Source organism: Gordonia sp. KTR9 (genome assembly GCF_000143885.2).
Lineage (GTDB): Bacteria > Actinomycetota > Actinomycetes > Mycobacteriales > Mycobacteriaceae > Gordonia.
The window spans coordinates 1,478,431-1,503,579 of sequence record NC_018581.1 but is presented as its reverse complement, the minus strand read 5'-3'; the positions used below and the strand labels follow the sequence as shown (position 1 = coordinate 1,503,579).

The window sequence follows — 25,149 nt, the reverse complement described above, 5'->3', positions numbered from 1 at the left end:
CGTATTGTCTGCGTCGTGATCGTCGTTCGCATGCGATCGACGCCCACGTCCGGCAGTCCATCATCGACGAAGGAGATCACATGGCCGACATCATCCAGGGCGCAATCACCGACGCAATCGTCGAATTGGTCACGGGTTCGATCGAATCGGGTTCCGAAGAAGCTCCCGTGTAGATCTCGATCCGAGACGAACCGCCCCGAGCTCCGGCCCGGGGCGGTTTTTGTCGGTCCCGATCTCGCGGATGAGTCGACGCATTTAAGTGTTCTTCATTCACCATTGACGATCAGCGGAGGAATCGGCCACCGGGAAATCCGGTGCGGTCCCGGGCGAAACGGTCGCATGTAGACTTCGGAACACTCACGACCGCGTCCCCCGAAGCCGGACGTCGGGGCGCAATCCCCCTTCGCGCGGTACGCCAGCGTCACCACGACCCGGAGTAGCCTCACCAGATGCCCGTCACCCGCTCACTGAGCAAGGATGAGGTACGCGCGTTGCTCGCGCTCCTGTTCGACGCCCTCCGGACAACCCGCTGGGCCTGTGTCGGCTTCCTCGTCTTCCAGCTCGCGTCGGTGTTCACCACACTCGCCCAGCCGGCACTCAACGCCGCGATCATCGACGACGGGATCCTGCGCGGCGACGTGGCGACGATCAAACGCGTCGGCATCCTCATGGTCGTGGTGGCCGTCGTCAACCTGGTGGTGTCGATCGGCGCCACTTTCCTCGCGTCCCACATCTCGGCGACCTCCGCGCGCGACCTCCGCGTCCGCCTGCACAGCCGGATCAGTGCCTTCAGCGACCCGCAGGTCCACTCCATCGGCCTGTCGAGCCTGCTGACGCGTTCCACCGGAGACGTCGGTCAGATCCAGGGGTTCGTCTTCATCAGTCTCACCGTCGTGGTCACCGCACCGCTGATGCTGTTCGGCGCCCTGGTGCTGTCGCTGGCGCAGGGGTGGCGCATGGCTCCGGTGCTCGTGGTCGCGGGGGCGGTGCTGGTCGTGCTGGTCGCCGTCCTCGTCCGGCGCCTGGTGCCGTGGGCGGCCCAGCTGCAGCGTCGCCTGGACGTCGTGAACAGGGTGCTGCGTGAGCAGTTGCGCGGGATCGCGATCATCCGGACCTTCCGGCGCGAGGACCGCGAGCGGGACCGGTTCGCGGTGGAGAACGACGAACTCACCCACGTGGCCCTGCGTCTGGGTCGTCTGCAGGTCCTGATGCTCCCCACGGTCACCGTCGTGTCGAACCTTGCCGTGGTCGCGGTGACCGCATTGGGTGCGGTCTTCGTCGACCGCGGGCAGATGCAGATCGGCCAGATCACGGCAACCGTCGGCTACCTCGCGCAGATCCTGCTGGCGGTGTCGTTGCTGACCATGATCGCCGGGGTCATCCCGCGCGCCGTGACCAGCGCGGGACGCATCACCGAGGTGCTCGACACCGAATCCCTCGACCCCGGCGACCCCGAGACCGGCGGGGCGTCGACGCCGCCCGCGATCGTCTTCGACGCGGTGTCCGTCTCCTACCCGGGTGCCGAGGCCCCCACCGTCGACCAGGTGTCCCTCTTCTGCGCACCCGGCACGGTCACCGGAATCCTCGGCGGAACCGGCAGCGGCAAGTCGACGCTGCTGTCCCTCCCCCTGCGGTTCGCCGACCCGACGTCGGGATTCCTCCGCTGGGGTGACGACGACGTGACCGGCCTTGCGCCCGCATGGGTTCGGGCACGCAGCGCCTTCGTGGGGCAGGGCGCCGAGCTCATCACCGGGACGATCGCGGACAACCTGCGGATCGCGCGCCCCGACGCGACCGACGCGGAACTGTGGTCCGCCCTCGAGGTTGCCGCGGCCGCCGACTTCGTCTCGACGCGCCCCGGTGCTCTCGAGGCCACCGTGGCTCAAGAGGGCCGCAACTTCTCCGGCGGTCAGCGCCAGCGACTCGCGCTGGCCCGCGCGGTGCTCCGCCGCCCGTCGCTGTACGTCCTCGACGACCCCTTCAGCGCCCTCGACGTCGACACCGAGGCCACGATCATCGACCGCCTGCGCAGGGCCGATCCGGCCGCGACGGTCCTGCTCGCCGCTCAGCGGGTGTCGTCGGTGCGGCGCGCGGACGTCATCGCCGTCCTCGACGCCGGACGGATCGTCGACATCGGCAACGACGCCCTGTTGCGGGAGCGGAGTGAGATCTATCGCGAGATCGCCTACGCACAGGCGGTGACCAATGCTTGACCAGCGGTCGCAGGCACGGGCCGTCGCACCCGCCAGGGGTCGGACGCGCACCGGTGCGCAGAAGCCCGCCGGCCGGGACGGGTCGCTGCGCTGGATCATCCGGCAGCTCGACCTGAGCAGGGGTCGTGGTGCTGCCATCTCCCTCTTCGCCATCCTGGCTGCCGTCGCGGGTGTGGTCGCGCCGATCCTGTTCGGGGCGATCACCAACGTCATCGTCGATGGCACCGTCGGCGACGCGACGATGAACTGGGGACTGCTCTGGACCCTGCTGGCCGTCCAGGTCGGGGTCTTCGTGGCCGCGGCGGCCTTCGGTCTCGCCCAGGGCCAGCTGCTGACCGTCGCCGTGCAGCGGTCGGTGGCCGGACTCCGCGCGCGCATCGAGGACAAGATCCACCGACTACCGCTGCGCTATTTCGAGAACACCAAACGCGGCTCGCTGGTCAGCAAACTGACCGCCCACACCGACAACGCGGCAACCGTGATCGCGCCGGTGCTGGTGACCGTCCCGACGAACGCCCTGACGCTCGTCGTCGTCACCGCCGTGCTGTTCGTCATCTCACCTGTTCTGGCCTGCGTCGCCCTCGTCGCGGCACCGGTGTCGGCGCTGGCCGCGGTCCTGCTCGCCCGCCGGGCCCGGCCGCACCTCGAGGCCCGGTGGACGACCACGGCCGCGTTGACGGGTCACATCGAAGAGGAGCTCAGCGCGCGCCGCATGCTGCAGGCGTACAACGCCGAAGCGACCGCGGCACGCCGGTTCGACGACCTGAACGGCCGACTCTTCTCCTCCATCCGTTCTGCCCAGTGGATCGGCGGTTCGTTGCCGTCGGTGCTGACCGCGGTTAACGCCCTGGTGTTCCTGGTGCTCGCGGTCCTCGGCGGAATCATGGTGGTCGACCGGCACCTGAGTCTGGGCGCGGCCCAGGTCGTGGTGGTGTTCGCGCAGCAGCTGACGAGCGCGGTCCGCGAACTCGCCGGCTTCGTCACCAAGGTGCAGTCCGGAACGGTGTCGGCGAGCAAGGTCCGCGAGGTGCTCGAGGCCCCCGAAGACGCCGGTGTGGACACCGGCGTGCCCGTGCCCACCTCGTCCGGGCGCCATCAACTCCCACCCGAAGTCGTCTTCGACGACGTGGGTTTCGCCTACGAGGAGGACAACCCCGTCCTCGACTCGGTGAGCTTCCGGATGGCACCCGGCACGACCACCGCCGTGGTCGGGACCACCGGGTCGGGCAAGACCACCCTCACCAACCTCCTGCAGGCGTTCTACATACCCAGCCACGGATCTATCACCATCGACGGCGTCGACCTCGCCGAACTCGGGCCGCAACAGGTACGAGCCGACATGGCCGTCGTCACCCAGGAGCCCTGGCTGTTCACCGGTACCGTCCGCGAGAACATCGCTTTCGGCATCGACGACGGCCAGGCGGTGGACACCGCGCTCGACGACAGCCACGTGGCGCAGATCGTCGCCGCGCTGCCGAACGGCATCGACACCGTCATCGGCCAGGAATCCGAGAACCTCAGTGCCGGCGAGAAACAGCTGGTCACCGTGGCGCGAGCGATCGCGGCGTCGCCCAGGATCCTGATCCTCGACGAGGCCACGAGTGCCGCCGACCCTCGTACCGAACTGCTCGTCCAACGCGCCCTGCACCGGCTGCGCGCCGGGACCACCACCTTGCTGATCACCCACCGCATGGCCACCGCAGCGCTGGCCGACACGATCGTGGTGCTCGACGATAGGGTGATTGCCGAGGCAGGGACCCACCAGGAGCTGATCGCCGCGGGCGGGATCTATGCCCGGCGGTGCGGACTCGCGCCGGACGGCGGTCCGGGTGACGCGACCCGGGACGACGAGGGTGCGGACGGCAGCAGTCCGAACGGTCCGGACACGGGGTCGAACCCGTGACAGAAGGCAGGAGCCAGCGCGGGTCGGATCACCGGTCCGTCGTCTCCCGATCAGGAGGAAACGTGTACAGCAGTTTGCGCAGGCTCGGGATGGCCGCGGTGATCGCCGTCAGCGTCTCGCTCGTCGCCCCGCTGACCGGCGGGGCGAGCGCGGCACCACGACTGGTCGACGCCGGCTCGCCCGGCCGTGTCACCGACATCGTGGTGCACTCCGACGCCATGAACCGCGACGTCCCGCTCACGGTGATCAAGCCGGCCGACGAGTCCAAGCCCCGCGGGGTGCTCTACCTGCTCAACGGTGCAGGCGGTGGCGAGGACCGGGCCAACTGGCTGGAGAAGACAGACATCGTCGAGTTCACCCGCAACAAGAACCTCTACGTGGTGATCCCGAATGCCGGCCAGTACAGCTACTACACCGACTGGCAGAAGCGCGACCCGGTTCTCGGCGTGCACAAGTGGTCGACCTTCCTGGGCAAGGAGTTGCCCTCGGTCGTCGATGCCACCTACAACACCTCCGGCCGCAATGCCATCGGCGGGATCTCGTCGTCGGCGACGTCGGTGCTCAATCTCGCCATCGAACACCCTGATCTCTACGAGGCCGTCGGCTCCTACAGCGGCTGTCCGACGACGTCCGATCCGTTCGGACAGGAGTACATCCGCCTCGTCGTGGAGGTTCGCGGCGACGGCGACGCCACGAACATGTGGGGTCCCTACGGCGGCGCCGGCTGGCGCGCCCACGATCCCGTGGTCAACGCCGCCAAACTGCGTGGCCAGAACCTCTACATCAGCAACGCCGGTGGCCTGCCCGGACAGTACGACAATCCGCGCTACGTGAAGGACCTCGACACCCTGGCCGACCAGATCGTCGTCGGTGGTGTGATCGAGGGTGCCACGCTGGGGTGCACCGTCCAGCTTCTCAATCGTCTCGGTCAGCTGAACATCCCGGCGACCGTGGACCTCCCGCCGGCCGGGACCCACTCATGGCTCTACTGGCAGGACCAGTTGCACCGTTCGTGGCCGTTCTACGAGCGCGCGCTGCGATAGCTCTCGAGCCCGTCGATCCGGGTCGGTCCGACATCGGTGAAACGTCCGTCGCGCAGCTCGACTCGCCGGTCGGCGAGTTCGAGCACCCGACGGTCGTGGGTGATGAGAAGCGTCGTCCGGGTGGACGCGACCCCTGCAAGGGTTTCGAGGATCTCGTCCACGGTGTCGTCGTCGAGGCCCGTGGTCGGTTCGTCGAGGACGAGCAGCGGCCGGTTCCGGAGGACCGTGCGAGCCAGCGCGATCCGTTGTCGCTGACCGCCGGACAGGTTCTCTCCGCGTTCGACGACCTCGGCGTCGAGGCCACCGCTCATCCTCGCGATGAAGTCGGCCGCACCCGCGGTCCGCGCCGCGGCGGCGATGTCGGCCCGCGTGGCCGATCCGGAGCCGAAGCTGATGTTCTCGGCGATCGTGCCGCGCATGAGGGCCGGCCGCTGGTGCAGCACCGACATGTGCGCCCGCAATCCGGCCACGTCGAGCTCGCGGATGTCCTTATTGTTCAGCCGGATCGTGCCCGCATCGGGGTCGTACAGACGCAGCAGCAGGTAGGCCAGGGTGCTCTTGCCCGTCCCACTGGGACCGGTGATCGCCACGGTCTCCCCCGCGCGGATCTCCAAGTGGGCGTCCTCGAAGACCCGGGATCCGTTGTCCGGGTATGTGAAAGACACTCCGCTCAGCACCAGACTCGCCGGGCTGGATGACAAGCCTGAGCATCCCGCGGCGAGAGTCGGCTCGGTGACCCGGGTTTCGATCACACCGGCTTCGGCGGCCCCCACCGGTGCGTCGAGGACCTGGGCCACCCGTTCGGCGCTCGCGGTCGCGGAGGTGACCTCGACGGCCAGGCCACCCAGCGTCTGGATCTGCGGGTAGAGGTACCCGAGATAACCGGTCAGGGCGATGAGGGTGCCCAATTGCGCATCGCCGCCGGAGATCTGCCACGCCCCGAATGCGATGACCGCGATCATGCACAGCACCTCGACGACGGTGACCGCCTCCGCGAACGCCGCGTCCGCTCGCAACTCCGACATCCGGGCGTCCCGCCATCGTCGGCTCTGGTCCCCGACGCGGCGCCGATGACTCGATGTCTGATTGTCGGCCTGTAGCGCCAGCATGTTGCCGATCCCCTCGGCGACGAGCGAACTGATCTGCCCGGCGGCCTCTCGTTCCCGACGCGACGCACGTTTCACCGTGCCACCGAATCGTCGCGCGATCAGCCAGAGCAGCGGTGCGAGGATCGCCGCGATCAGTGCGAGCTGCCAGTTCGTCACGAACGCGGCGAGCCCGTACACGATCACGCTCACCGCGGCGACGACGCCGGCCACCACTCCTGACGACAACAGGCTGTCGATCGCCTCGACGTCGCCGGTGTTGCGCGACACCAGGTCCCCGCCTCCGAACCTGCTCCGCACATGCGGTGCGAGCCGCTGGGTGTGCGCATACAACTGATCGCGGAGGCGCAGGAGAACCGTCTCGGTCACGTCTCCGGTGAGAACTCCACCGACATACGACGAGACCGCACCGAGCAACGACACCCCGACCCAGGCCATCATCGGCGTTCCGAGCGCGCTCAGGTCGCCGGCCACGAGCACATCGTCGACGATGTGGCCGAACAGCGCGACGGTGATCACCGTGGTGCCGACCTGCACGAGGTGCGCGATGACGGCGACGGCCAGTCGCCACCGTAAGCCGGTGAGCAGGGGCGCGAACCGACGTATGGTCGCCGGCACGGACAGTGCGGATGGCCGGGCACCGGACGCCGGCACGCGCTCTCCCGACTCCTCCGCTGACAGATCGTCAGCGGTTCTCGATTCGGTCGCGGTGCACACTGCTCTCCTCGCTCCTCACCGGCGGATGGCACCGCCGCGACCGAGACTACGACCGATGACCGTTGAAAACCCAAGCGAGACGGCCGGTTACAGGAGACTCACAGCGACACCGCAGCGGCCTGACAACACAACACCGCGGGGCGGGAACCCGTTCGGATTCCCGCCCCGCGGTGTGGAAATGAGTTGATCAGCCGAGGCTGAAGTGCTTGCCGTTGAGGACAACGACACCCTTCACGGCGTCGGTGCTGACCGTCACCTGGACGAAGGCGCGAGCCGCGGCGTAGCCGGCGCAGCTCTCGACCTTGAACTGCTGCTGGCTGTAGGCCACGCCGCCCTTCTGTCCCTTGAAGGAGTAGGCGTTCAGCTCGTAGTCCTTGTAGGAGGTGTCCGAGCCGGAGGTCTCGTTGATGAGCCACACACGATTGACCTCGCCCGGGCCGAGCGAGACCCCGGCGCCGACCGAGTCGCCGTCGAGACCGCCGCCCGCGGTGATGTTCGACGGGTCGCTGTAGTCGACGCCGCCCGAGACACCGGGAACGCTGACGTCGGGTCCGCCGAAGTTGACCTGGCAACCGACGTCGTAGCCGACCTTGATCGAGCCGCCCTCGGCCTTACCGCCGACGGTGACCCGGACCTTGCCCGACAGCCACACCTCGCGGGTGGTGGGGACGTTGCTGATCGGACGCTGCACGTTGACGTACTCGTCGAACAGCTGGACGGTGACGGGGGTGCCGTCGACCAGGGTCTTGGTGATGGTGCCGCCCGGCAGCGGACCGGCGGTGGCGCCACCGGCACCCAGGCTGGTGAGGCCCATCGCGACGGCACCGGCAAGACCGGCCGCCGCAACCACGCGACGCGTGATGTTCTTCTTCATGATTCCCCTTCGTGGAATATCGATCTGCTCAGGGCAGATAAGTCAGGTAGAGCTTGTTATCTGCGCCCAGATCAACCGATGGTGAAGGGCTTGCCGTACAGGGTGGACTGGATGAGGGTGCCCTCGCCGCTCAGCGAACCGTCGTCGGTGCTGTAACCCTTGGCGCCGATGGTCTTCACGGCCGAACGAGCCGAGGCGTATCCGCCGCACTTGTTGAGGTTGAACGACAGCTGCGACAGCTGGATGGCTGCGACGCCCGAATCGGAGAAGTCCTTGTCGGTGATGTCGACGACCGCGACCTGGCCCGGAGCCAGCGGCAGGCCGAGCTCACCGGACAGCGTGGTGGCCGACAGGCTGATCGCGCCGCTCAGGTCCAGCGTGATGCCGCTGACGTCGACCTGGCAGCCGACGATGTACTTCACGGCCAGGTTTCCACCGACGCCGGCAGATGCCTTGGCGGTGTAGGTACCCGAGATCACGAAGCCACGCGACGCGGGGTTGTTCGCCACGGTCGGGATCGGGTAGGAGGCCTCACCGGTCCGCCACGTCTGGATGGACTCGCCGTCGATGCCGGTGGCGTTCTTGTAACCGTTCGGCAGCGGCGCACCTGCCGCTTCGCCGACGCCCATGCCGGCCAGGCCCACGACCGCGGCCGAGGCGATCGCGACCGCGCCCGCGGCGCGGCGCAGCCCAAGCTTGCTGAACTTGCTCATTCGTTCCCTCTCACAGGATTCGGCTGTTACCCCGCGGAATGCACTCACACCCGCAAGTCATGACCCTCGACGTTCGATGGGCTTCCACACAGTTACCACTAAGCGTGCTCTTACGCATGTCTTAGCTGTCGTTAAGAATCCATCGAATTCCTGGTCGTTGCTGCGTTGCCTTCGCAGACAGATCGCAGGACTACCCCCGGTCCCCGACTCTGGGGACCGGCGTGTCGTCGAGCCGAACGTTATCGGAGCGGTCTCAAGTGGGGCAACAGGAGGACTCGAGCGTGTCACGAACAGGCCACGCACCATAGTGAATGTTCAATCCGCCAGCGATAGAACACCGAAAGTTAACGACAGGAAAACACGCTGCTGTGCATACGTGCCAAGAGCCGCCCGTCAGCCGTGGTGAGGCGGCCGCTGGGCCTCGAACCATTCCTTAGAACGGCCTGTGTGATGTTCGTCACTCTCGTCTGAAGTCAGTTCAGGGAGGTCGTCTCCGAACACCGCATCGAGTCGACGACGCCGCGCAGCTCGGTGCTGCGCGGCGTCATCATCGCTGCTCATCGCGGATTTTTCGGGGCCTGAAGGCTCGGTCGTCATCGGGTCAGACGTCCAGAAGTAGGGGATTTGTCACGAGTTAACCTGGGATTTTCTTCGCATTGCTGAACAGATTTTTCAGCCAGAAACGGGCGCTTGAAAGCGACCTGCTCAGAACTCGCTGATCGCTTCGATCACGTGTTTGGCGAGGGGTGCCGCGGTCGCCATGCCGTCGCGCACGGCCGCTCGTGAGTTCGCCAGATTCACCACGAGCGTCTGTCCACTGATTCCAGCCAGCCCGCGCGAAAGTCCGCCGTCGGTGGCTCCCGCGGCGAGACCGGAGCTGCGGACTGCCTCTTCGATACCGCGCAGACGCCGATCCAGGAGGGGTTCGGTGGCCTCGGGCGTGACATCCCGGGCGCCGACGCCCACCCCGCCCACCGACACCACGAGGTCCACTCCACCGATCACCGCGGTGTTGAGCGCGTTGCGGATCTCCACCTCGTCCCCGGAGACGACCACGGCGGCGTCGACGTGGAACCCGGCCTCGGCCAGCAACTCGCTCACGAGGGGGCCGAGCAGACGCTGGTCTTCGCCATGAGCCGCCTCGTCGTCGACCACGACGACCAGCGCCCGGCCGATCTCCTCGCCTTGCGGGCGATGTGTGGCCTGCTCGTGCCGCGCGACGAATTCACGCGCCGCAGCGTCGGCGGCGACCACGTCCGCGGGGTCGACCGGACCCGGACCGCCCGCGAGACGGACGTTGAGTGCGTTCTCGTCGAGGTCGGTCTCGGCGGAGACGGCGGTGTTACCCGGTGTGCGCGAAGCGGCGTCGGACATGACAGGCCCTTTCTATGGGTGTGACCGTCGAAACGGTTGTTCGTGCTGCGCTGCGCCGCGCCCGGTGGACGTCGGTGCAGCCTCCTCGATGCAGTTGTTCGGGCCGGCGGACGCGATTCCGCCGGCTGTCGCCGGTCAGCCGACCTCGAGCGTCCCGAGCTTCACCTGTGCGGTCTTGGTCGCTCCGTTGTCCACGTAGGTGACGGTGACCGTATCGCCCGGGGCGTGCGACCGGACCGCGGCCACGAGGGCGTCCCCGGAGGAGATGACGCGGTCGTCCACCTTGGTGATGACCGCGTCATCGGGGATGCCCGCGCTTGCCGCCGGGCCGCCGGGAGTCACCGCGGTGACAACGGCACCCGGCGCGTCGGATGCTCCGCTCGGCCGCACCGACACCCCGATGTTGGCGTGGCTGGCCTTGCCGGTCGATTCGAGCTCCCTGGCCACTCGGATGGCCTGGTCGATCGGGATCGCGAACCCGAGTCCGATGCTGCCACCGGCCTGCTGCTCGGCACCGCCGAGGGTGGCGATGGCGGTGTTGATCCCGATCAGGGCGCCACGTGCGTTCACGAGTGCACCGCCGGAGTTGCCCGGGTTGATCGCCGCGTCGGTCTGGATGGCATCGATGACCGAGGTGGTGTTGGTTCCGGGGTCGCGCGAGGTCAGCACCGGCCGGTTGAGTGCGCTGATGATCCCGGTCGTGACGGTGCCGGCGAGGCCGAGCGGCGAGCCGATGGCGATCACGTCCTGTCCGACGGCGAGGTTGTTCGAGTTGCCGACGGTGATCGGTGTCAGGTCATCGCGGTCGACCTTGATGACCGCGATGTCGGAGATGGGGTCGGCGCCGAGGACTCGGGCCTCGGACCGGGAACCGTCGGCGAAGTTGACCGCGACCCTCGACGCCGGGCCGTCACCCCCTGCACTGACGACGTGGTTGTTCGTCATGATGACGCCGTCGTCGCTGAGGACGACACCCGAACCGGAGCCCATCGCGCCGCCGGACGCGACCTCGATGGAGACCACCGACGGGGTCACCCGCGCCGCGACCTCTTGGACGGAGCCGGCCGGCGCGGCGACCGGTGCGGTGTTGCTGTTTCCGGGATCGCCTCCCAGCGGGCCGCTGCTGGTGCTGGACCCGCCGTCGGAATCGGCCAGGTTGTATCCGGCGACACCACCCGCGCCGCCCGCGACCAACGCCAGGACGAGTGCGCCCACACCCAGGGCGACGAGGCGTCCGCCACCCTTCTTCTTGGCGGGTGCGGCGGGCGACCCGTCCGCGCCCTGGCCTCCGAAGCCGGGCTGGGAGCCGGGCTGTGCACCGAACGGGGTCGGACCCGATTGTCCGTATGCGGGGCCCGGGCCGTACTGACCCTGCGGCGGGAACGGACTCGTGCCGGGCCGGCCGTAGGGCGATGTCGGCGCAGTGCCGCCCGGGTACCCGTGCTGGCCGCCCGGCGCGGGGAAGGACCCGGACGGCGGACCGTAGGAACCGCCCGGTGACGACTCGTTCCCGGGCGCCGCGCGGTGGCCCCCGCCCGGCTGGCCCCCACCGTGTTGACCCCCACCGTGTTGACCACCGCCCTGTTGACCGCCCCCGTAGGAACCGTCACCATGCGAACCGCCAGTCGTCATCTTCGTCTCTTCCTCGTCGGTCCGGCCCCGGGCTCGTGCTCGCCTCGTGGCCGGTGCTGCTCTGTGTTCCGATGGACGGGCCGGGACCGATCACCTCGGCCGCTCACCCGAACTGCGCCTTCGGTCAACCCTAGTGGTCGCACCGGGTGAGTACATTGCCGTTCGCAGTCGCCTGCAGCTGCGCGTCGGCTCCGATGTCACCCGCTTCTCCTCTACTGACGAATCACCTGCGGGGATGGTTCCGCCGCAGTTGCCCGGCCCGGGAGGGTCATCCGGATCAGCGCTCCCCCGAGCGGGGAGGTGTCGGCCACCACGGTGCCGCCGTGTCGTTCGACCACGTGACGCACGATCGCCAGTCCCAGGCCCGATCCCGGCATCGACCGCGACTGGGTCGACCGATAGAACCGCTCGAAGACGAGACCGCGGTCCTCCTCGGGGATTCCGGGGCCGGCGTCGGCCACGGTGAGCTGTGCGCTCGACATGCCGACCTGCGTGAGACCGACACGGACGGTCCGGCCCGGTGGACTCCACTTGGCCGCGTTGTCGAGCACGTTCAGCACCGCACGCGACAGGCCGTGTGCCTCGCCGAACACGAACCACGAGGAGAGATCCACCTCGAACTCGACGTCGTTGCGGCGCCGCCGAACCCGTTCGAGGGCCTGTTCCACGACTTCGGCGAGATCGACCTCCTCGTAGACCACCTCGGGAGCGTCCTCACGGGCGAGGTCGACGAGATCGCCCACCAGCGTGGACAATTCCTCGATCTGCGCGACCACGTCGGCGCGCAACTCGATCATGTCGTCCTCGGGCACCGCCCGGGCACCCGGCCGGCTCGCGGCGATCAGCAGCTCCAGATTGGTCCGCAACGAGGTCAACGGTGTTCGCAGTTCGTGCCCGGCATCGGCGACGAGACGCGCCTGCCGGTCCCGCGATTCGTCGAGCGCACGCAGCATCGCGTTGAAGCTGGCGGTGAGCTTGGCCAATTCGTCGTTGCCGGTGACCGGGATCGGCGTCAGGTCGTTGGTTCGGGCGACCCGCTCGACGGCCCGGTTGAGCCGTGCCACCGGGCGTAACCCGGCGCGCGCCACGGTCGTGCCGGCCAGGGCCGCGAGCGCCACGCCGCCACAGCCGACCACGAAGAGCACCCAGGCCAGGCGTTTGAGCACCCGGTCGGTCTGGATGAGGCTCTGCGCCAGCACCAGGGTGTTGCCGTCGTCGAGCTTGCGTGTCAGGACGCGCTGGTTGCGCGTGGTGCGCAGACTCTGCTGTGTGGAACCGGGCACCGACGGCGATCGGACGATGCCGCGTTCCACGTCGTCGAACGGGACCTGGCCGATCAGGTACGTCTCGCCGCCGGGGGTCACCAGCGCGATGGAGATGTTCGTGGAGAACACAGTTCCGGCCACCAGCTGTTCGGGCTGCGAACGCAGCACCCCCGCCCGGGCGAGTGCCGCCATCCCGTCCGCGCGACTCTCCAGCTGCTGGTCGACGTCGTTGTACATCGCGCGGTAGACGACGAAGTAGGCAGCGGCCGCCATCAGGCTCACCGAGACCAGGACGACGGTCGCGGACAGGATCGTCACACGGGTGCGCAGCGACACCGCCCGCATCAGCGGCATCGGCGCCCGCATCTCCTTCTCATCGGATCCGTCACCGGCGCGGTGCCCCGTGAGCGCCCGGGTCAGACGGTCGCGGAGGAGATCCCACGCCTTCGGCGACGCGGAGTTCGACGACTTCCCCATCACTAGGGCGGCGTCTCCCGGAGGACATATCCGACACCGCGCACGGTGTGGATCAGTCGCGGCTCGCCGTCCGCCTCGGTCTTGCGCCGGAGATATCCGACGTAGACCTCGAGGGCGTTGCCCGACGTCGGGAAGTCGTATCCCCAGACCTCTTCGAGGATGCGGCTGCGCGACAGCACCCGACGCGGGTTGGCCATCAGCATCTCGAGGAGGGCGAACTCGGTGCGGGTCAGGCTGATCGACCGCTCGCCGCGGGTGACGTCGCGGGTGACGGGGTCGAGCGAGAGATCGGCGAAGGTCAGGGTCTCCGAATCCGCGTCGTCCTCGGGCGAGGCACGGCGCAGCAGCGCCCGCAACCGGGCGAGGAGTTCTTCGAGCGCGAACGGTTTGGGTAGGTAGTCGTCGGCCCCGGCGTCGAGACCGGACACCCGCTCGGACACCGAGTCGCGTGCGGTCAGCACCAGGATGGGAAGGTCGTCACCGGCGGAGCGGAGCCGGCGGCACACCTCGAGCCCGTCGAGCCGGGGCATCATGACGTCGAGGATCACCACGTCAGGCCGGTCGGCCAGGATCTTCTCGAGTGCCTCGATGCCGTCGCCTGCGGTCTCGACGCTGTAGCCGTTGAAGGTGAGCGACCGTCGCAACGACTCCCGGACGGCCCGATCGTCATCGACCACGAGGATGCGCATGGATACAGTCTTATCCACCCCGGCTGAGATCCGGCTGAGCAACGCCGAAACCCGTCCGTTCACGTGACGGTGTCGGCGCTCACCTGCGGTTCTCACGTCCTTTCACACTCGGGACCGAGTCCTGTGAGGTCAAGTTGATGGATGCGTAACGCCGGGCTACGGGTCGCGAAACATCGACCTCCGACGCTGGAACCCGTGACCATCCCCGCCCCGACTCGATCCGTCGTGTCCCGATCGGTGATGTCGCTGTGCGCCTATTGCGGCGTCGGCTGCGGCATGGAGATGAAGCTCGACGACGACTCCGACCGGGTCACCAAGACCGTCGGACGATCCGATCATCCGACGAACTTCGGGCGCCTGTGCACCAAGGGATCGACCACCGCGGACATGCTCGCGGCCGGTGGGCGGCTGTCGACTCCCCTCGTCCGGGACGACCGCGGCGGTCAGCTCCGGCCCGCCGAGCTCGACGCCGTCATCACCGACACCGCTCGGCGCCTGCGCACCATCGTCGACGAGCACGGGCCCGACGCGGTGGCCCTGTACGTCTCGGGTCAGATGTCCCTGGAGGCGCAGTACCTGGCGAACAAACTGGCCAAGGGGTTCCTGCGCACCAACCAGATCGAGTCCAACTCGCGGCTCTGCATGGCCAGCGCCGGGACGGGATACAAGCTGTCGCTGGGGTCCGACGGTCCGCCCGGGTCGTATCAGGACTTCGACCACGCCGACGTCTTCCTCGTCATCGGCGCCAACATGGCCGACTGTCACCCGATCCTGTTCCTGCGCATGATGGACCGGGTCAAGGCCGGGGCCAAGCTGATCGTCGTCGACCCGCGACGCACCGCGACCGCCGACAAAGCCGACCTGTTCCTGCAGATCCGGGCCGGTACCGATCTCGCCTTCCTCAACGGATTGCTGCATCTGCTCATCGAGAACGGCCACACCGACGAGGATTTCATCGCGTCCTTCACCGACGGCTTCGACCAGATACCCGAGTTCGCCGCGCAGTACCCGCCCGACGTCGTCGAGTCGATCACCGGCATCCCGGCATCGGACCTGCGGGCCGCCGCCGAGCTCATCGGGACCGCACCCAACTGGATGAGCTGCTGGACGATGGGCCTCAACCAGTCCACCCACGGGACGTGGAACACCAACGCGCTCATCAACCTCCACCTCGCCACCGGCGCGATCTGCCGCCTCGGCAGCGGGCCGTTCTCGCTGACCGGACAGCCGAATGCCATGGGCGGCCGCGAGATGGGTTACATGGGTCCTGGCCTACCCGGCCAGCGCGCCGTGGTGTCCGCGGCCGATCGTGAATACGTCGAGGACATCTGGGGCGTCCCGGCCGGGACGCTGCGCGCCGACGTCGGTGCCGGCACCATCGACATGTTCCGGCGAATGGCCGACGGCGAGATCAAGGCGTGCTGGATCATCTGCACCAATCCCGTTGCCTCGGTGGCCAATCGAAAGACGGTCATCGAGGGTCTCGAACGCGCCGACCTCGTGATCACCCAGGACACCTTCGTCGAGACCGAGACCAACCAGTACGCCGATGTCGTTCTCCCCGCGACGCTGTGGTCGGAATCGACCGGTGTGATGGTCAATTCCGAACGCAACCTCACCCTGTTCGAACCCGCGCTCGACGCACCCGGACAGGCGATCCCGGACTGGCAGATGATCGCACGCATCGCCGCCGAGATGGGATATGCCGACGCCTTCGACTATTCGAGCGCCGAGGAGGTGTTCGAGGAGATCAAGCGGTTCGCGAACCCGAACACCGGTTACGACCTGCGCGGGGTCACCTACGACCGGCTGCGCCGGACGCCCATGCAGTGGCCGTGCCCACCGGCGTCCGACGACGAACCCGATCCGGCCGACACCGGCGCCCGCAACCCGATCCGGTATCTCAACGACGGTCGCAGCCAGACCTTGCACCGCCTCGACGACGGAACGGTGCCGCGCCTGGCGTTCGCCACCGCCACCCGCCGAGCGCAGTTCTTCGCCCGTCCCCACATCGACGCGGCCGAGATGCCCGACGACGACTATCCGTTCCTGCTCAACACGGGCCGGTTGCCCCATCAGTGGCACACCATGACCAAGACCGGACGGGTGGCCAAGCTCAACAAACTGAATCCGGAACCCTTCGTCGAGATACACCCGGACGACGCCGCCCGGCTGAGCATCACGGCCGAGGACAAGGTCGAGGTCGCGTCCCGGCGGGGCCGGGCGGTACTCCCCGCACGGATCTCCGACCGCGTCCGGCCCGGCAACTGCTTCGTACCGTTCCACTGGAACGACGTCTTCGGTGAGCACCTCGCGATCAACGCCGTGACCTCCGATGCGGTGGACCCGCTGTCGCAGCAACCGGAGCTGAAGGTGTGCGCGGTGACCCTGATCCGGGTTCCGGGTGCGCGCGGGAACACCGACGTGGTGCCGGCCGCCGCCGCCGGGTCGACGGCACTCGCTCAGGCACTGGGGGTTTCCGACGTCTCGGCGCCCGCGATGACCCCGGCCGAGCGGCTCTACCTCGCCGGGTTGGCTGCCGGGGTGGGCGCGTCTCCCTCGGGCACTCCGGTCCTGCCGGCCGATGCGCCACTGGGCGCCGAGCTCCGCATCTGGGCGTCGGGCGTACTCGCAGGCCTGTACTCCCGCGGCACGGCGGCACCCGACGCGGGCCTCCCCCACGATAATTCGTCACCGGCCGAACCCGGCACCGACACCGTCACCGTGCTGTGGGCCTCCCAGATGGGCAACGCCGAAGAGCTCGCCGTGGAGACGGCCGAGCGGGTGAAGGCCAGTGGGCTCCGGGTGGATGCCCGGTCCATGGACGACGTCGAGGTCGGCGAACTGAAGGGCACCGCCCTGTTCGTCACCTCGACGACCGGGGACGGTGACCCACCGGACAACGGCACGTCCTTCTGGGACGCATTGAATTCCGAGGATGCACCCGACCTGTCAGGGGTGGACTACGCGGTGCTGGCACTCGGCGACTCCAACTACGACGACTTCTGCGGGCACGGACGCAAACTCGATACACGGATCGGTGAACTGGGAGGTCGGCGACTGCTCGAGCGTGTCGACTGCGAACCCGACTTCGAGGAGACGGCGGGCGGTTGGCTGACCGAGGTCATCCGCGCGATCAGCATGTCGAACCGGGCACCCACCTCCGGGATGACCGACGACCGCGTGACCGTGGTCAGCGAGCCGGCCGACTCCGCAGCGGCACCGTCGGTGCGTTCCGCGCCGGCCTACTCGCGAAAGAAGCCGCTGCTCACCTCGCTCGTGCGGAACGTCAAGCTCAACGCCGAGGGGTCCGGAAAAGACGTGCGCAACTTCGGGTTCCGACTCCCCGCGGACACCCTGTCCTATCAGGCCGGTGACGCACTGGGCGTGTGGCCGCGCAACGATCCGGCACTCGTGGTGGAGTTCCTCGAGCGCACCGGCCTCGACGCCGACGCGTCGGTGACCGTGGCGGGTGAGGACCTACCGCTGCACGCAGCCCTGGGCGAGCGGATCGAGTTCGCCCGCGTGACACCCGATCTCGTCCGCTTCGTCGCCGACCGTTCCGACTCCGCCGACCTCAAGACCCTCATCGCCGCCGGGAACAAGCAGCAGTTCAACGAGTGGGCATGGGGACGACAGTCGGTGGACGTCCTGGCCGATCATCCCGTCTCCGCCGACGTCGAGGAATGGATGCACGTCCTCAAGCCGATGGTGCCGCGGTCGTATTCGATCTCGTCGAGCCCGCTGGAGAGCCCCGACGAAGTGCAGCTGACGGTGTCGGCGGTGCGCTACAACCGGTTCGGGACGCCGCGAGGTGGTGTCTGTTCGACCTTCCTCGCCGACCGTGCCGACGACGAGGTCGGCGTCTTCGTCACCTCCACCACCCACTTCCGGCCACCGGCCGATCCCGACACACCGATGATCATGATCGGCCCCGGCACCGGCATCGCCCCGTTCCGCGGGTTCCTGCGCGAACGGGAGGCGCTGGGACACAACGGGAAGAACTGGTTGTTCTTCGGCGAGCAGTACTCGGCCACCGACTTCTACTATCGCGATGAGCTGACGACCATGCTCGGCGACGGACTGCTGACCCGCCTCGACGTCGCGTTCTCCCGCGACCAGGACCGCAAGATCTACGTCCAGGACCGCATGCGCGAACACGGCGAAGAGCTCTACCAGTGGTTGCACGACGGCGCGCACGTGTACGTCTGCGGGGACGCGACGCGGATGGCCAGGGACGTCGACGCCGCACTGAAAGGCATTGTCGCGCAGTATGGTCGGCGCTCCCCCGCGAGTGCCGAGTCGTACGTCAAGGCACTCGCGGCCGACAAGCGGTACGTGCGGGACGTGTACTGACGGCCGTCCCACCGCTCGCTGCACCCCACATTCTCCCTGAGGAGCGATAGCGACGAGCCCCCGCTCCCTGAGGAGGCCCGGAGCCTGCGGAGGGCCGTCACGAAGGGTCGACACCCCCGCCTCCTGAGGAGGCCCGGAGCCTGCGAAGGGCCGTCACGAAGGGTCGACACCCCCCGCTCCCTGAGGAGGCCCGGAGCCTGCGAAGGGCCGTCACGAAGGGTCGACACCCCCCCGCTCCCTGAGGAGGCCCGGAGCCTGCGGAGGGCCGTCACGAAGGGTCGACACCCCGCACAGACGACCCCAGGCCCCCTCCCGACCTGTGCACAAGTCTGAACTGCGGGGCTTCCTATACACAAGACCTGATCACGTAGGCCGTTGACGCGCATCGGTCCGAGGATGGGCGGATGGCATGGGTCTACCTACTCGAATGCGCTGACCGCTTGTACTACGTCGGGAGCACGCGCGATCTCGAGAAACGAATGGAACAGCACAGTTCCGCGCAGATCGGGTTCACGTCCCGACGACGCCCGGTGAAGCTCATGTGGGCAGCAGAGCTCGAATTGCAGGACGCATACGCCGTCGAGCGTCGCATACACGGATGGTCACTTGCGAAGAAACGTGCTCTGATCAACGGCGACGTCGAACTCCTTCGTCAGCTCTCGAGTCGCGCCCGCGGGAGCATCACGGTGAGCAGTCGCCAAGACCCTTCGTGACGCTCGCAAGCTCGCTCCTCAGGGATCGGAACAAGGGCGCAGCCTCGCTCGTCAGGGATCGGAACAGGGCGCAAGCTCGCTCCTCAGGGATCGGAACAGGCGCGAGCTCGCCCCACAGGACGATACTGACGCTCGCGCGCGCTCCGCGCCCTCGACGCTCCCTAGGGCCAGATCACGATCTCGCCGTCCCGGTCCTCGACCCGGTAGACACCGACCGAACCGACGTCGTCCGACGTGCACCGACCGTCGGCGAGGCCGAAGGCGTACTGGTGCAATGGACAGACGACCTTGCCGAGGTCGAATTGCCCGTCGGCGAGCGGCCCCCCGCGGTGAGGGCAGACGGCGTCGGTGGCTCGCAGCGTCCCGTCGGTCAACCGGAACACCGCGATCTGTTTGTCCTGCACCGCATATGCTCGACTCTCACCGAGCTGCAGATCCTCCATGGGGCCCACGACGACCCCGGCGCCCACCGACACGCTGGTCATCGAACCGGCACCTGGGGCAGCGGCAGCAACGGCAGCGCCGACGTGAACTGCGCGGGCGATTTCGGCTCGGCGCGATCGAGCCACGGATCGACATAGGCCTCGACCGCGGCGTCGATCCCCTCCTGCAGACCGGCGACGAGTCCGTCACGATCGTCGACGATGATCGCGCGGAGTTCCTCGATGCCGATGCGGGGGACGAACGCGTACGTCCGCTCCAGCCACTTGCCCTGCTCTCGGTAGTACTGGATGAAGATCCCGCACAACCGGATCACCTCATCAGCCGAGTCGACCGTCGCCAGGAGGTCACCCTTGCGGATGTGGGCGCCGGCGGCGCCACCGACGTAGATCTCCCACTTGCCGTCTCCGATCGCGACGACGCCGAAGTCCTTGCACAGCGCCTCGGCACAATTGCGCGGACATCCGGTCACCGCGAGTTTGAGCTTCGCCGGCGACTCCAGGCCCTGATAGCGCGTCTCGATGTCGATGCCGAGTTGCGTCGAATCGCCGAGCCCGAAACGGCAGTAGTCGGTACCCACACAGGTTTTCACGGTCCGGAAACTCTTGCCGTAGGCGTACCCCGACGGCATGCCGAGATCCTCCCAGACCTTGGGCAGGTCTTCCTTCTTCACACCGAGGAGGTCCAGTCGCTGCCCACCGGTCGCCTTGATCATCGGGATCGAGTACTTCTCGGCGACGTCGGCGATCTTGCGCAACTGATCGGGTGAGGTCACCCCGCCCTTCATCTGCGGCACCACCGAGAACGTGCCGTCGCGCTGGATGTTGGCGTGCACTCGGTCATTGACGAACAGGGCGCCGGGTTCACGCTTCCAGTCCGAACCCCAGATGATCCGCAACAGCGACGCGAGCGGCATCTTGGCCGTGGCGTCTTCGCCGCCGGGTGCGAGTTTGTCGAACACCTCACTGACCGACCGCAGGTTCTGCCGTCGGATGGCATCGATGAGTTCGGGTTTCGTCAACGGGATCGCCGGGACGTACCAGTCCGCGGACGCGTCGGCGGTGAGGGCGTCGCCCGCGGCCAGTTCGACGATGTCGGCGACGAGGCCCTTGCACGACCCACAACCCTTGCCGGCGCGGGTCTTCGCGCACACGTCGCCCACGCTCGTGCATCCCGAGGCCACACAGGCCACGATGTCACCCTTGGTGACGCCGTTGCAGTTGCACACCTGCACATCGTCGGAGAGCTCGGCCGCGCCGGTCTCGGCGCTCGGTGTCCCCATGTCGAACAGCATGGAGATGCGTTCGTCCGGAAGCGGAACCTTCTCGTCGAAGGCCTGGGTGAGGAAGTTGGCCTTCGAGATGTCACCCAGCAGCATGGCGCCGATCAGCTTGTTGTCGCGGACCACCACGCTCTTGTAGACACCGTTGCGCGGTTCGTAGAACTGGACGAACTCGTCGTCCTCGCGTTCGGGACCCTTGACACCCATCGCGGCGACGTCGACGCCGGCGACCTTCAGCTTCGTTGTCAACCGCGAACCATGGTACTCAGCACGAGGATTCGCCCCGGTCAACACGTCGGCGAGGACCACGGCCTGCTCCCAGAGCGGCGCCACGAGTCCGTACAGCTCACTGCGATGTTGCGCGCATTCGCCGACCGAATAGATGAATGCCTCGTCCTCGCATCGCATCTGGTCGTCGACCACGATACCGCGCTCGACGACCAACCCGGCACTGCGCGCGATCTCGACGTTCGGCCGGATGCCGGCGGTCACCACGATCATGTCCGCCGGCAACGACTCTCCGTCGGTGAACCCGACACCGGCCACCGTGCCGTCGTCGTTGCGCAGTACCGACGTCGTCCGCTTCCCGGTGTGCACGCCCACGCCGAGGGATTCGATCTTGTTGCGCAGCACCTTTCCACCACGCTCGTCGAGCTGCTGGTTCATGAGGTGCCCGGGTGAGTGGACCACGTCGACGGCCACCCCCTGCGTCTGCAGCCCGTACGCGGCCTCCAGTCCGAGCAGGCCACCGCCGATCACCACCGCACGCATGTGGTCACGCGACACCGCCATCTGCAGCATGCCGTTCGTGTCCTCGATGGTGCGGAACCCGAACACCCCCCGCGCCAGTTTGCCGTCGGGCTCCCGCAATCCATCCATGTTCGGGAAGAACGTATGGGATCCGGTCGCGATGATCAGCACGTCGAATTCGATGACCCGGCCGCTGGCACAGGTCACGGTCTTCGCGAACCGGTCGATCGTTTCGGCGCGGTCGCCCGAGTAGAGCGTGACGTCGTTCTCCCGATACCAGGCCATCGGATTGAGCATGAGGTCGTCGTCGTCGACCGCGGTCTCACCGGACAGCACGTGGCTGAGCATGATCCGGTTGTAGTTGCCGTACGGCTCGTCGCCGATCATGGTGATGGTGAACTGGTCCCGGCCTCCCCGGGAGATGATCTCCTCCACGGTGCGCGCGCCGGCCATGCCGTTGCCGACGACGACCAGGCGCCGCTTCGCCGTCGTGGTGTCGTCCGGCATCAGAAGAGAACCATTCCGAAGTCGACGACGACCTCGCCGCTCGCCCCGTCCGGCGCGGCCAGCACGAGTTCGAGCGTGGAATCGGGGTCGACGTCCTCGACGACCCGCAGTGGCACGTTCACCGACGATCGCGCGCCCATCGGGAACATCCGCATGGGTGCCCCGTCGCGCATCAAGGTGACGCAGATCAGTTCGTCGGAGCTGTTGCCGCCTCGAAAGTACAGAGGCTGAGCAGTCATTCCCGACGGAACGACGAAGGTCAGCGACGCGTCGATCGGTCCCGGCTTGGACAGCCCCGTCCCGGAGAACGCATGGACACCCTGCAGGAAGTGTGGAGTGCTCGACATTCCGCCACTATCCGCGAGGCGCATGAAATGCGACTTGCCTCGGTGTTACGGCGGCGTTGTCTGGTTCTCACCGAGCCCGCTCGACGAGGAGAGCGGACGACCCCGCACCCTGACCCGAGGCGAGCGCTCGGAGCTGGACCTCAGGTCCGACGCCACCCCGCTGCGCCCACCATCTCGGCGACCTGGGTGAACTTCACCCGGGGACGGCCCTGTTCGAGGCCACGGCGCCGTTCGTGACGGTCGATGGCACGCATCCCGCGATAGCCGATCACCGTCCGGACGCGCTTGCGCACCAAGGACCCGAACGCGCCGGGTGCACACTCGGTACGTCGGATACGTCCCGCCGCGGCGTCGGCGATGAAGTCCTCGACGGTCTGCGTCGCGCACATCTTGTTGGCGCCGATCCCACCGCTGGGTCCGCGCTTGGCCCAGCCGAGCACGTAGGCGCCCGGGATGATCGCGCCCGTCTCGTCGACGAGCCGCCCGTCGACGTTGCTGAAGACGCCGCGAGCGTCGTCGAAAGTGAGACCGGGGATCGGGGTGGAGCGGTAGCCGATCGAACGGACCACGAGATCGGTGGCGATGTGGTGGCGCCCTTCGCCGGTACGCACCGTGACGGACTCGACCTGCGAATCCCCGGTGATCTCTTCGGGCCTGCTGTGGAACAAGAACACGATCCGGCGACGATTGGGATCGGCTGGTGCACGGAACCTCGAGAGCTCGGCACTCGAGGCGCCGTCGACGTCGTCGATCACCTCGACCTCGACACCCGGGATCTCCGACAGTGCACGGTATTCGGCCGCGGTGTAGGCCGCGGACGCCTGATCCCGACGACCCAGCAGTACCACTTCGTGTACGTTCTGCTCGGCGAGCAGGTCCAGCGCGCGGTCGGCGATGTCGGTGGTGGCCAACAGTTCCGGCGGAGACACCAGGATTCGCGCGACGTCGAGAGCGACATTGCCCGTACCGACGACCACGGCACGTCCCATCGCGGGGTCTTCGGCCGTTCCGCGGCGCAGCGGCGGCCCCGCATCGACGCCGGGCACTCCGTTGTACCAGGCCACCAGATCGGTGGCCGATGTCGAACCCGGCAGGTCTTCGCCCGGAATACCCAGTCGCCGTGACTCACTCGCGCCGACCGCGTAGAACACGGCGTCGAAGTGCTCGGCGAGCTCGGCCGGCGTGATCTCATCCGGGCCGTCGCCGACGGTCACATTGGTGAGCATCGTGACGCGAGGGTCGCGGTAGAGCAGGTCGAATCCGCGGAGCACTCCCTTGGTGCCCGGATGGTCCGGGGCGACGCCGGCACGCACGAGCCCGCCCGGGGTCGGGAGTTTGTCGATCACGGTGACCCGCGCCTCGGTGCGGTCGAGCAGGGTGCGCAGCGCGTAGCCGCCGGAGGGACCGGTGCCGACCAGCGCGACGCGAAGTCCCGCATCGAGTTTCGGCACATCCGGATAGGTGACGGAGGACTCGGAGTCTTCGCCGATGGGCGCCCAGCCCGAACGGACATCCGGGTTGTTCTTGTAGAAGTCCGCGTTGATGTCGATGAAGACCTTGTCGCGGGTGCCGAGTTTGTCCGCCGGGTAGATGGCGTCGACGGGACACGCATCGGCGCAGGCGCCGCAGTCGATGCAGGCCTCCGGGTCGATGTGCAGGATGTCGGAGCTGCCGAAGCCGCGCTCCTCCGGTGTCGGATGGATGCAGTTGACCGGACACACCGACACGCATGCCGCGTCACTGCAACACGATTGGGTGATGACGAACATCAGAGCATGTGCGCTTTCCGGTAGTACCGCATGGCGGGCTTGGTGAGCAGTCCGACCTCGTCGAGGAACTCCATGAGGTGGGCGCAGCTGCTGCGGATCATCGAATGGAAGTGTGAGTTGCTCCGCATCTCGCGGACTGCACGGTCGGCGTCGAGCCCGGCGTCCTCGAATGCCTTGCGCTGCACCAGGCTCGTGACGATGTAGTAGGCCCCGACCGAGACGGCGAATGCGCTGAACTGGCGGCGGGCCCAGCTCACGCCCTGCAGCGAATCGCGAACCTCCTCGCGAGCGAACTTCATGTGGCGCGACTCTTCGAGGACGTGGATCTCGTTGACGGTGCGGATGAAGTCCAGCACCCGGTCGTCACGCATGCAGCCGCGCTGGAACACGTCCAGGACCTCTTCGGCCACCAGGATTCCGGCGTAGGCGACCTCGTTCTTCGCGGTCTGCATGAAGATCTTGCCGAGTCGCGAGACCTTCTTCGACGGCCGGTAGGAGGTGCCGACCATCTTCTCCGACGCCTTGGCGAACATCAGCGAGTGACGGCATTCGTCAGCGACCTCGGTGAGGGCGAACTGGAACTCCGAGCCGTGGTAGTCCCCGAGGTACTGGTCGCGGATCACCATCTCCTGGAGGATCATCTCGAACCAGATGCCGATGTTCATGATCGAGGCGAACTCGTGGCGCGTCACCGAGATGCGCTGTTCCTCGGTGAGCTCGTCCCAGTACTCGGTGCCGTACAGCGACGACCATTCCGGGCTGCAGCCGTACTTGGTCGGGTCCATCGGCCTGGACCAGTCGATCTCGGTCATCGCGTTACGTGAGAGCCGGGCAGCTGACGCCAGCAGTCGTGCGGACACCTCTTCGGTGCCCTCGTCACGCAGGCTGATGACATTCTCTGTGCGTTCCATCGCGGCGGTCATGGAGAACTCGCTTCCGGTCGTCGTCGATCGTGACAATGATCGATGTAATGACAAT

At 67.5% G+C, this 25,149-nt stretch carries 17 protein-coding genes; 5 read left to right on the top strand and 12 right to left on the bottom strand.

Features of this window, described 5'->3' with window-relative positions:
- The first annotated feature begins 449 nt into the window (after positions 1 to 449).
- The 3 genes from KTR9_RS07515 (at position 450) to KTR9_RS07505 (ending at position 5,159) form a co-directional block, all read left to right on the top strand.
- On the top strand, positions 450 to 2,213 hold the full coding sequence (locus KTR9_RS07515; protein WP_010843493.1) for an ABC transporter ATP-binding protein: 1,764 nt from the start codon (positions 450 to 452) through the stop codon (positions 2,211 to 2,213).
- On the top strand, positions 2,206 to 4,116 hold the full coding sequence (locus tag KTR9_RS07510; RefSeq protein ID WP_014925892.1) for an ABC transporter ATP-binding protein: 1,911 nt from the start codon (positions 2,206 to 2,208) through the stop codon (positions 4,114 to 4,116). The genes KTR9_RS07515 and KTR9_RS07510 overlap by 8 nt, the downstream gene beginning before the upstream one ends.
- Before the next feature lie 62 nt (positions 4,117 to 4,178).
- A complete protein-coding gene (locus KTR9_RS07505) occupies positions 4,179 to 5,159 on the top strand; it encodes an alpha/beta hydrolase (RefSeq protein WP_014925891.1) in 981 nt (326 codons plus the stop codon).
- Here the strand turns inward: KTR9_RS07505 and KTR9_RS07500 are convergent.
- From KTR9_RS07500 to KTR9_RS07470, 7 genes are all read right to left on the bottom strand, one after another.
- Positions 5,138 to 6,982: an ABC transporter ATP-binding protein gene (locus tag KTR9_RS07500; RefSeq protein WP_014925890.1), complete on the bottom strand. Its 1,845-nt coding sequence runs from the start codon at positions 6,980 to 6,982 to the stop codon at positions 5,138 to 5,140. The two genes, KTR9_RS07505 and KTR9_RS07500, sit on opposite strands and share 22 nt — an antisense overlap.
- A gap of 187 nt (positions 6,983 to 7,169) precedes the next feature.
- On the bottom strand, positions 7,170 to 7,856 hold the full coding sequence (locus tag KTR9_RS07495; RefSeq protein ID WP_010843497.1) for an MspA family porin: 687 nt from the start codon (positions 7,854 to 7,856) through the stop codon (positions 7,170 to 7,172).
- Positions 7,857 to 7,927: 71 nt separating this feature from the next.
- Entirely contained in the window at positions 7,928 to 8,569 is a 642-nt protein-coding gene (locus tag KTR9_RS07490; RefSeq protein WP_010843498.1) for an MspA family porin, read from the bottom strand.
- 705 nt (positions 8,570 to 9,274) lie between these two features.
- Positions 9,275 to 9,943 carry a MogA/MoaB family molybdenum cofactor biosynthesis protein gene (locus tag KTR9_RS07485; protein WP_010843499.1) on the bottom strand — a complete coding sequence of 223 codons (669 nt, stop codon included), beginning with the start codon at positions 9,941 to 9,943 and terminating at the stop codon, positions 9,275 to 9,277.
- Between the two features lie 135 nt (positions 9,944 to 10,078).
- Positions 10,079 to 11,575 (bottom strand): trypsin-like peptidase domain-containing protein, encoded by a 1,497-nt coding sequence (locus KTR9_RS07480; RefSeq protein ID WP_014925889.1) that lies wholly within the window; start codon positions 11,573 to 11,575, stop codon positions 10,079 to 10,081.
- A 212-nt stretch (positions 11,576 to 11,787) separates the two neighbouring features.
- Positions 11,788 to 13,317, bottom strand: coding sequence for a sensor histidine kinase (locus KTR9_RS07475; protein WP_238554065.1), 1,530 nt, complete (start codon positions 13,315 to 13,317; stop codon positions 11,788 to 11,790).
- Positions 13,318 to 13,319: 2 nt separating this feature from the next.
- The gene (locus KTR9_RS07470; RefSeq protein WP_010843502.1) at positions 13,320 to 14,006 is read right to left on the bottom strand and encodes a response regulator transcription factor; all 687 of its coding nucleotides are present in this window, start codon (positions 14,004 to 14,006) and stop codon (positions 13,320 to 13,322) included.
- A gap of 240 nt (positions 14,007 to 14,246) precedes the next feature.
- Here KTR9_RS07470 and KTR9_RS07465 point away from each other — a divergent pair, with 240 nt between their 5' ends.
- Both KTR9_RS07465 and KTR9_RS07460 read left to right on the top strand, forming a co-directional pair.
- On the top strand, positions 14,247 to 18,362 hold the full coding sequence (locus KTR9_RS07465; RefSeq protein WP_044507713.1) for a bifunctional nitrate reductase/sulfite reductase flavoprotein subunit alpha: 4,116 nt from the start codon (positions 14,247 to 14,249) through the stop codon (positions 18,360 to 18,362).
- 404 nt (positions 18,363 to 18,766) lie between these two features.
- Entirely contained in the window at positions 18,767 to 19,075 is a 309-nt protein-coding gene (locus KTR9_RS07460) for a GIY-YIG nuclease family protein (protein ID WP_014925886.1), read from the top strand.
- A gap of 161 nt (positions 19,076 to 19,236) precedes the next feature.
- Here the strand turns inward: KTR9_RS07460 and KTR9_RS07455 are convergent, their stop codons facing one another.
- The 5 genes from KTR9_RS07455 to KTR9_RS07435 all read right to left on the bottom strand — a co-directional run bounded on the left by KTR9_RS07455 (position 19,237) and on the right by KTR9_RS07435 (position 25,094).
- Complete coding sequence (locus tag KTR9_RS07455) at positions 19,237 to 19,560, bottom strand: Rieske (2Fe-2S) protein (protein ID WP_044506166.1); 324 nt, start codon at positions 19,558 to 19,560, stop codon at positions 19,237 to 19,239.
- Entirely contained in the window at positions 19,557 to 22,055 is a 2,499-nt protein-coding gene (gene nirB / locus KTR9_RS07450) for a nitrite reductase large subunit NirB (protein WP_014925884.1), read from the bottom strand. The genes KTR9_RS07455 and nirB overlap by 4 nt, the downstream gene beginning before the upstream one ends.
- On the bottom strand, positions 22,055 to 22,402 hold the full coding sequence (locus KTR9_RS07445) for a hypothetical protein (RefSeq protein ID WP_044506164.1): 348 nt from the start codon (positions 22,400 to 22,402) through the stop codon (positions 22,055 to 22,057). The genes nirB and KTR9_RS07445 overlap by 1 nt, the downstream gene beginning before the upstream one ends.
- 140 nt (positions 22,403 to 22,542) lie before the next feature.
- Complete coding sequence (locus KTR9_RS07440) at positions 22,543 to 24,171, bottom strand: FAD-dependent oxidoreductase (RefSeq protein ID WP_014925882.1); 1,629 nt, start codon at positions 24,169 to 24,171, stop codon at positions 22,543 to 22,545.
- Positions 24,171 to 25,094, bottom strand: coding sequence for an AurF N-oxygenase family protein (locus tag KTR9_RS07435; protein WP_010843509.1), 924 nt, complete (start codon positions 25,092 to 25,094; stop codon positions 24,171 to 24,173). Before KTR9_RS07435 ends, KTR9_RS07440 begins: the two co-directional genes overlap by 1 nt.
- Positions 25,095 to 25,149: the final 55 nt, after the last annotated feature.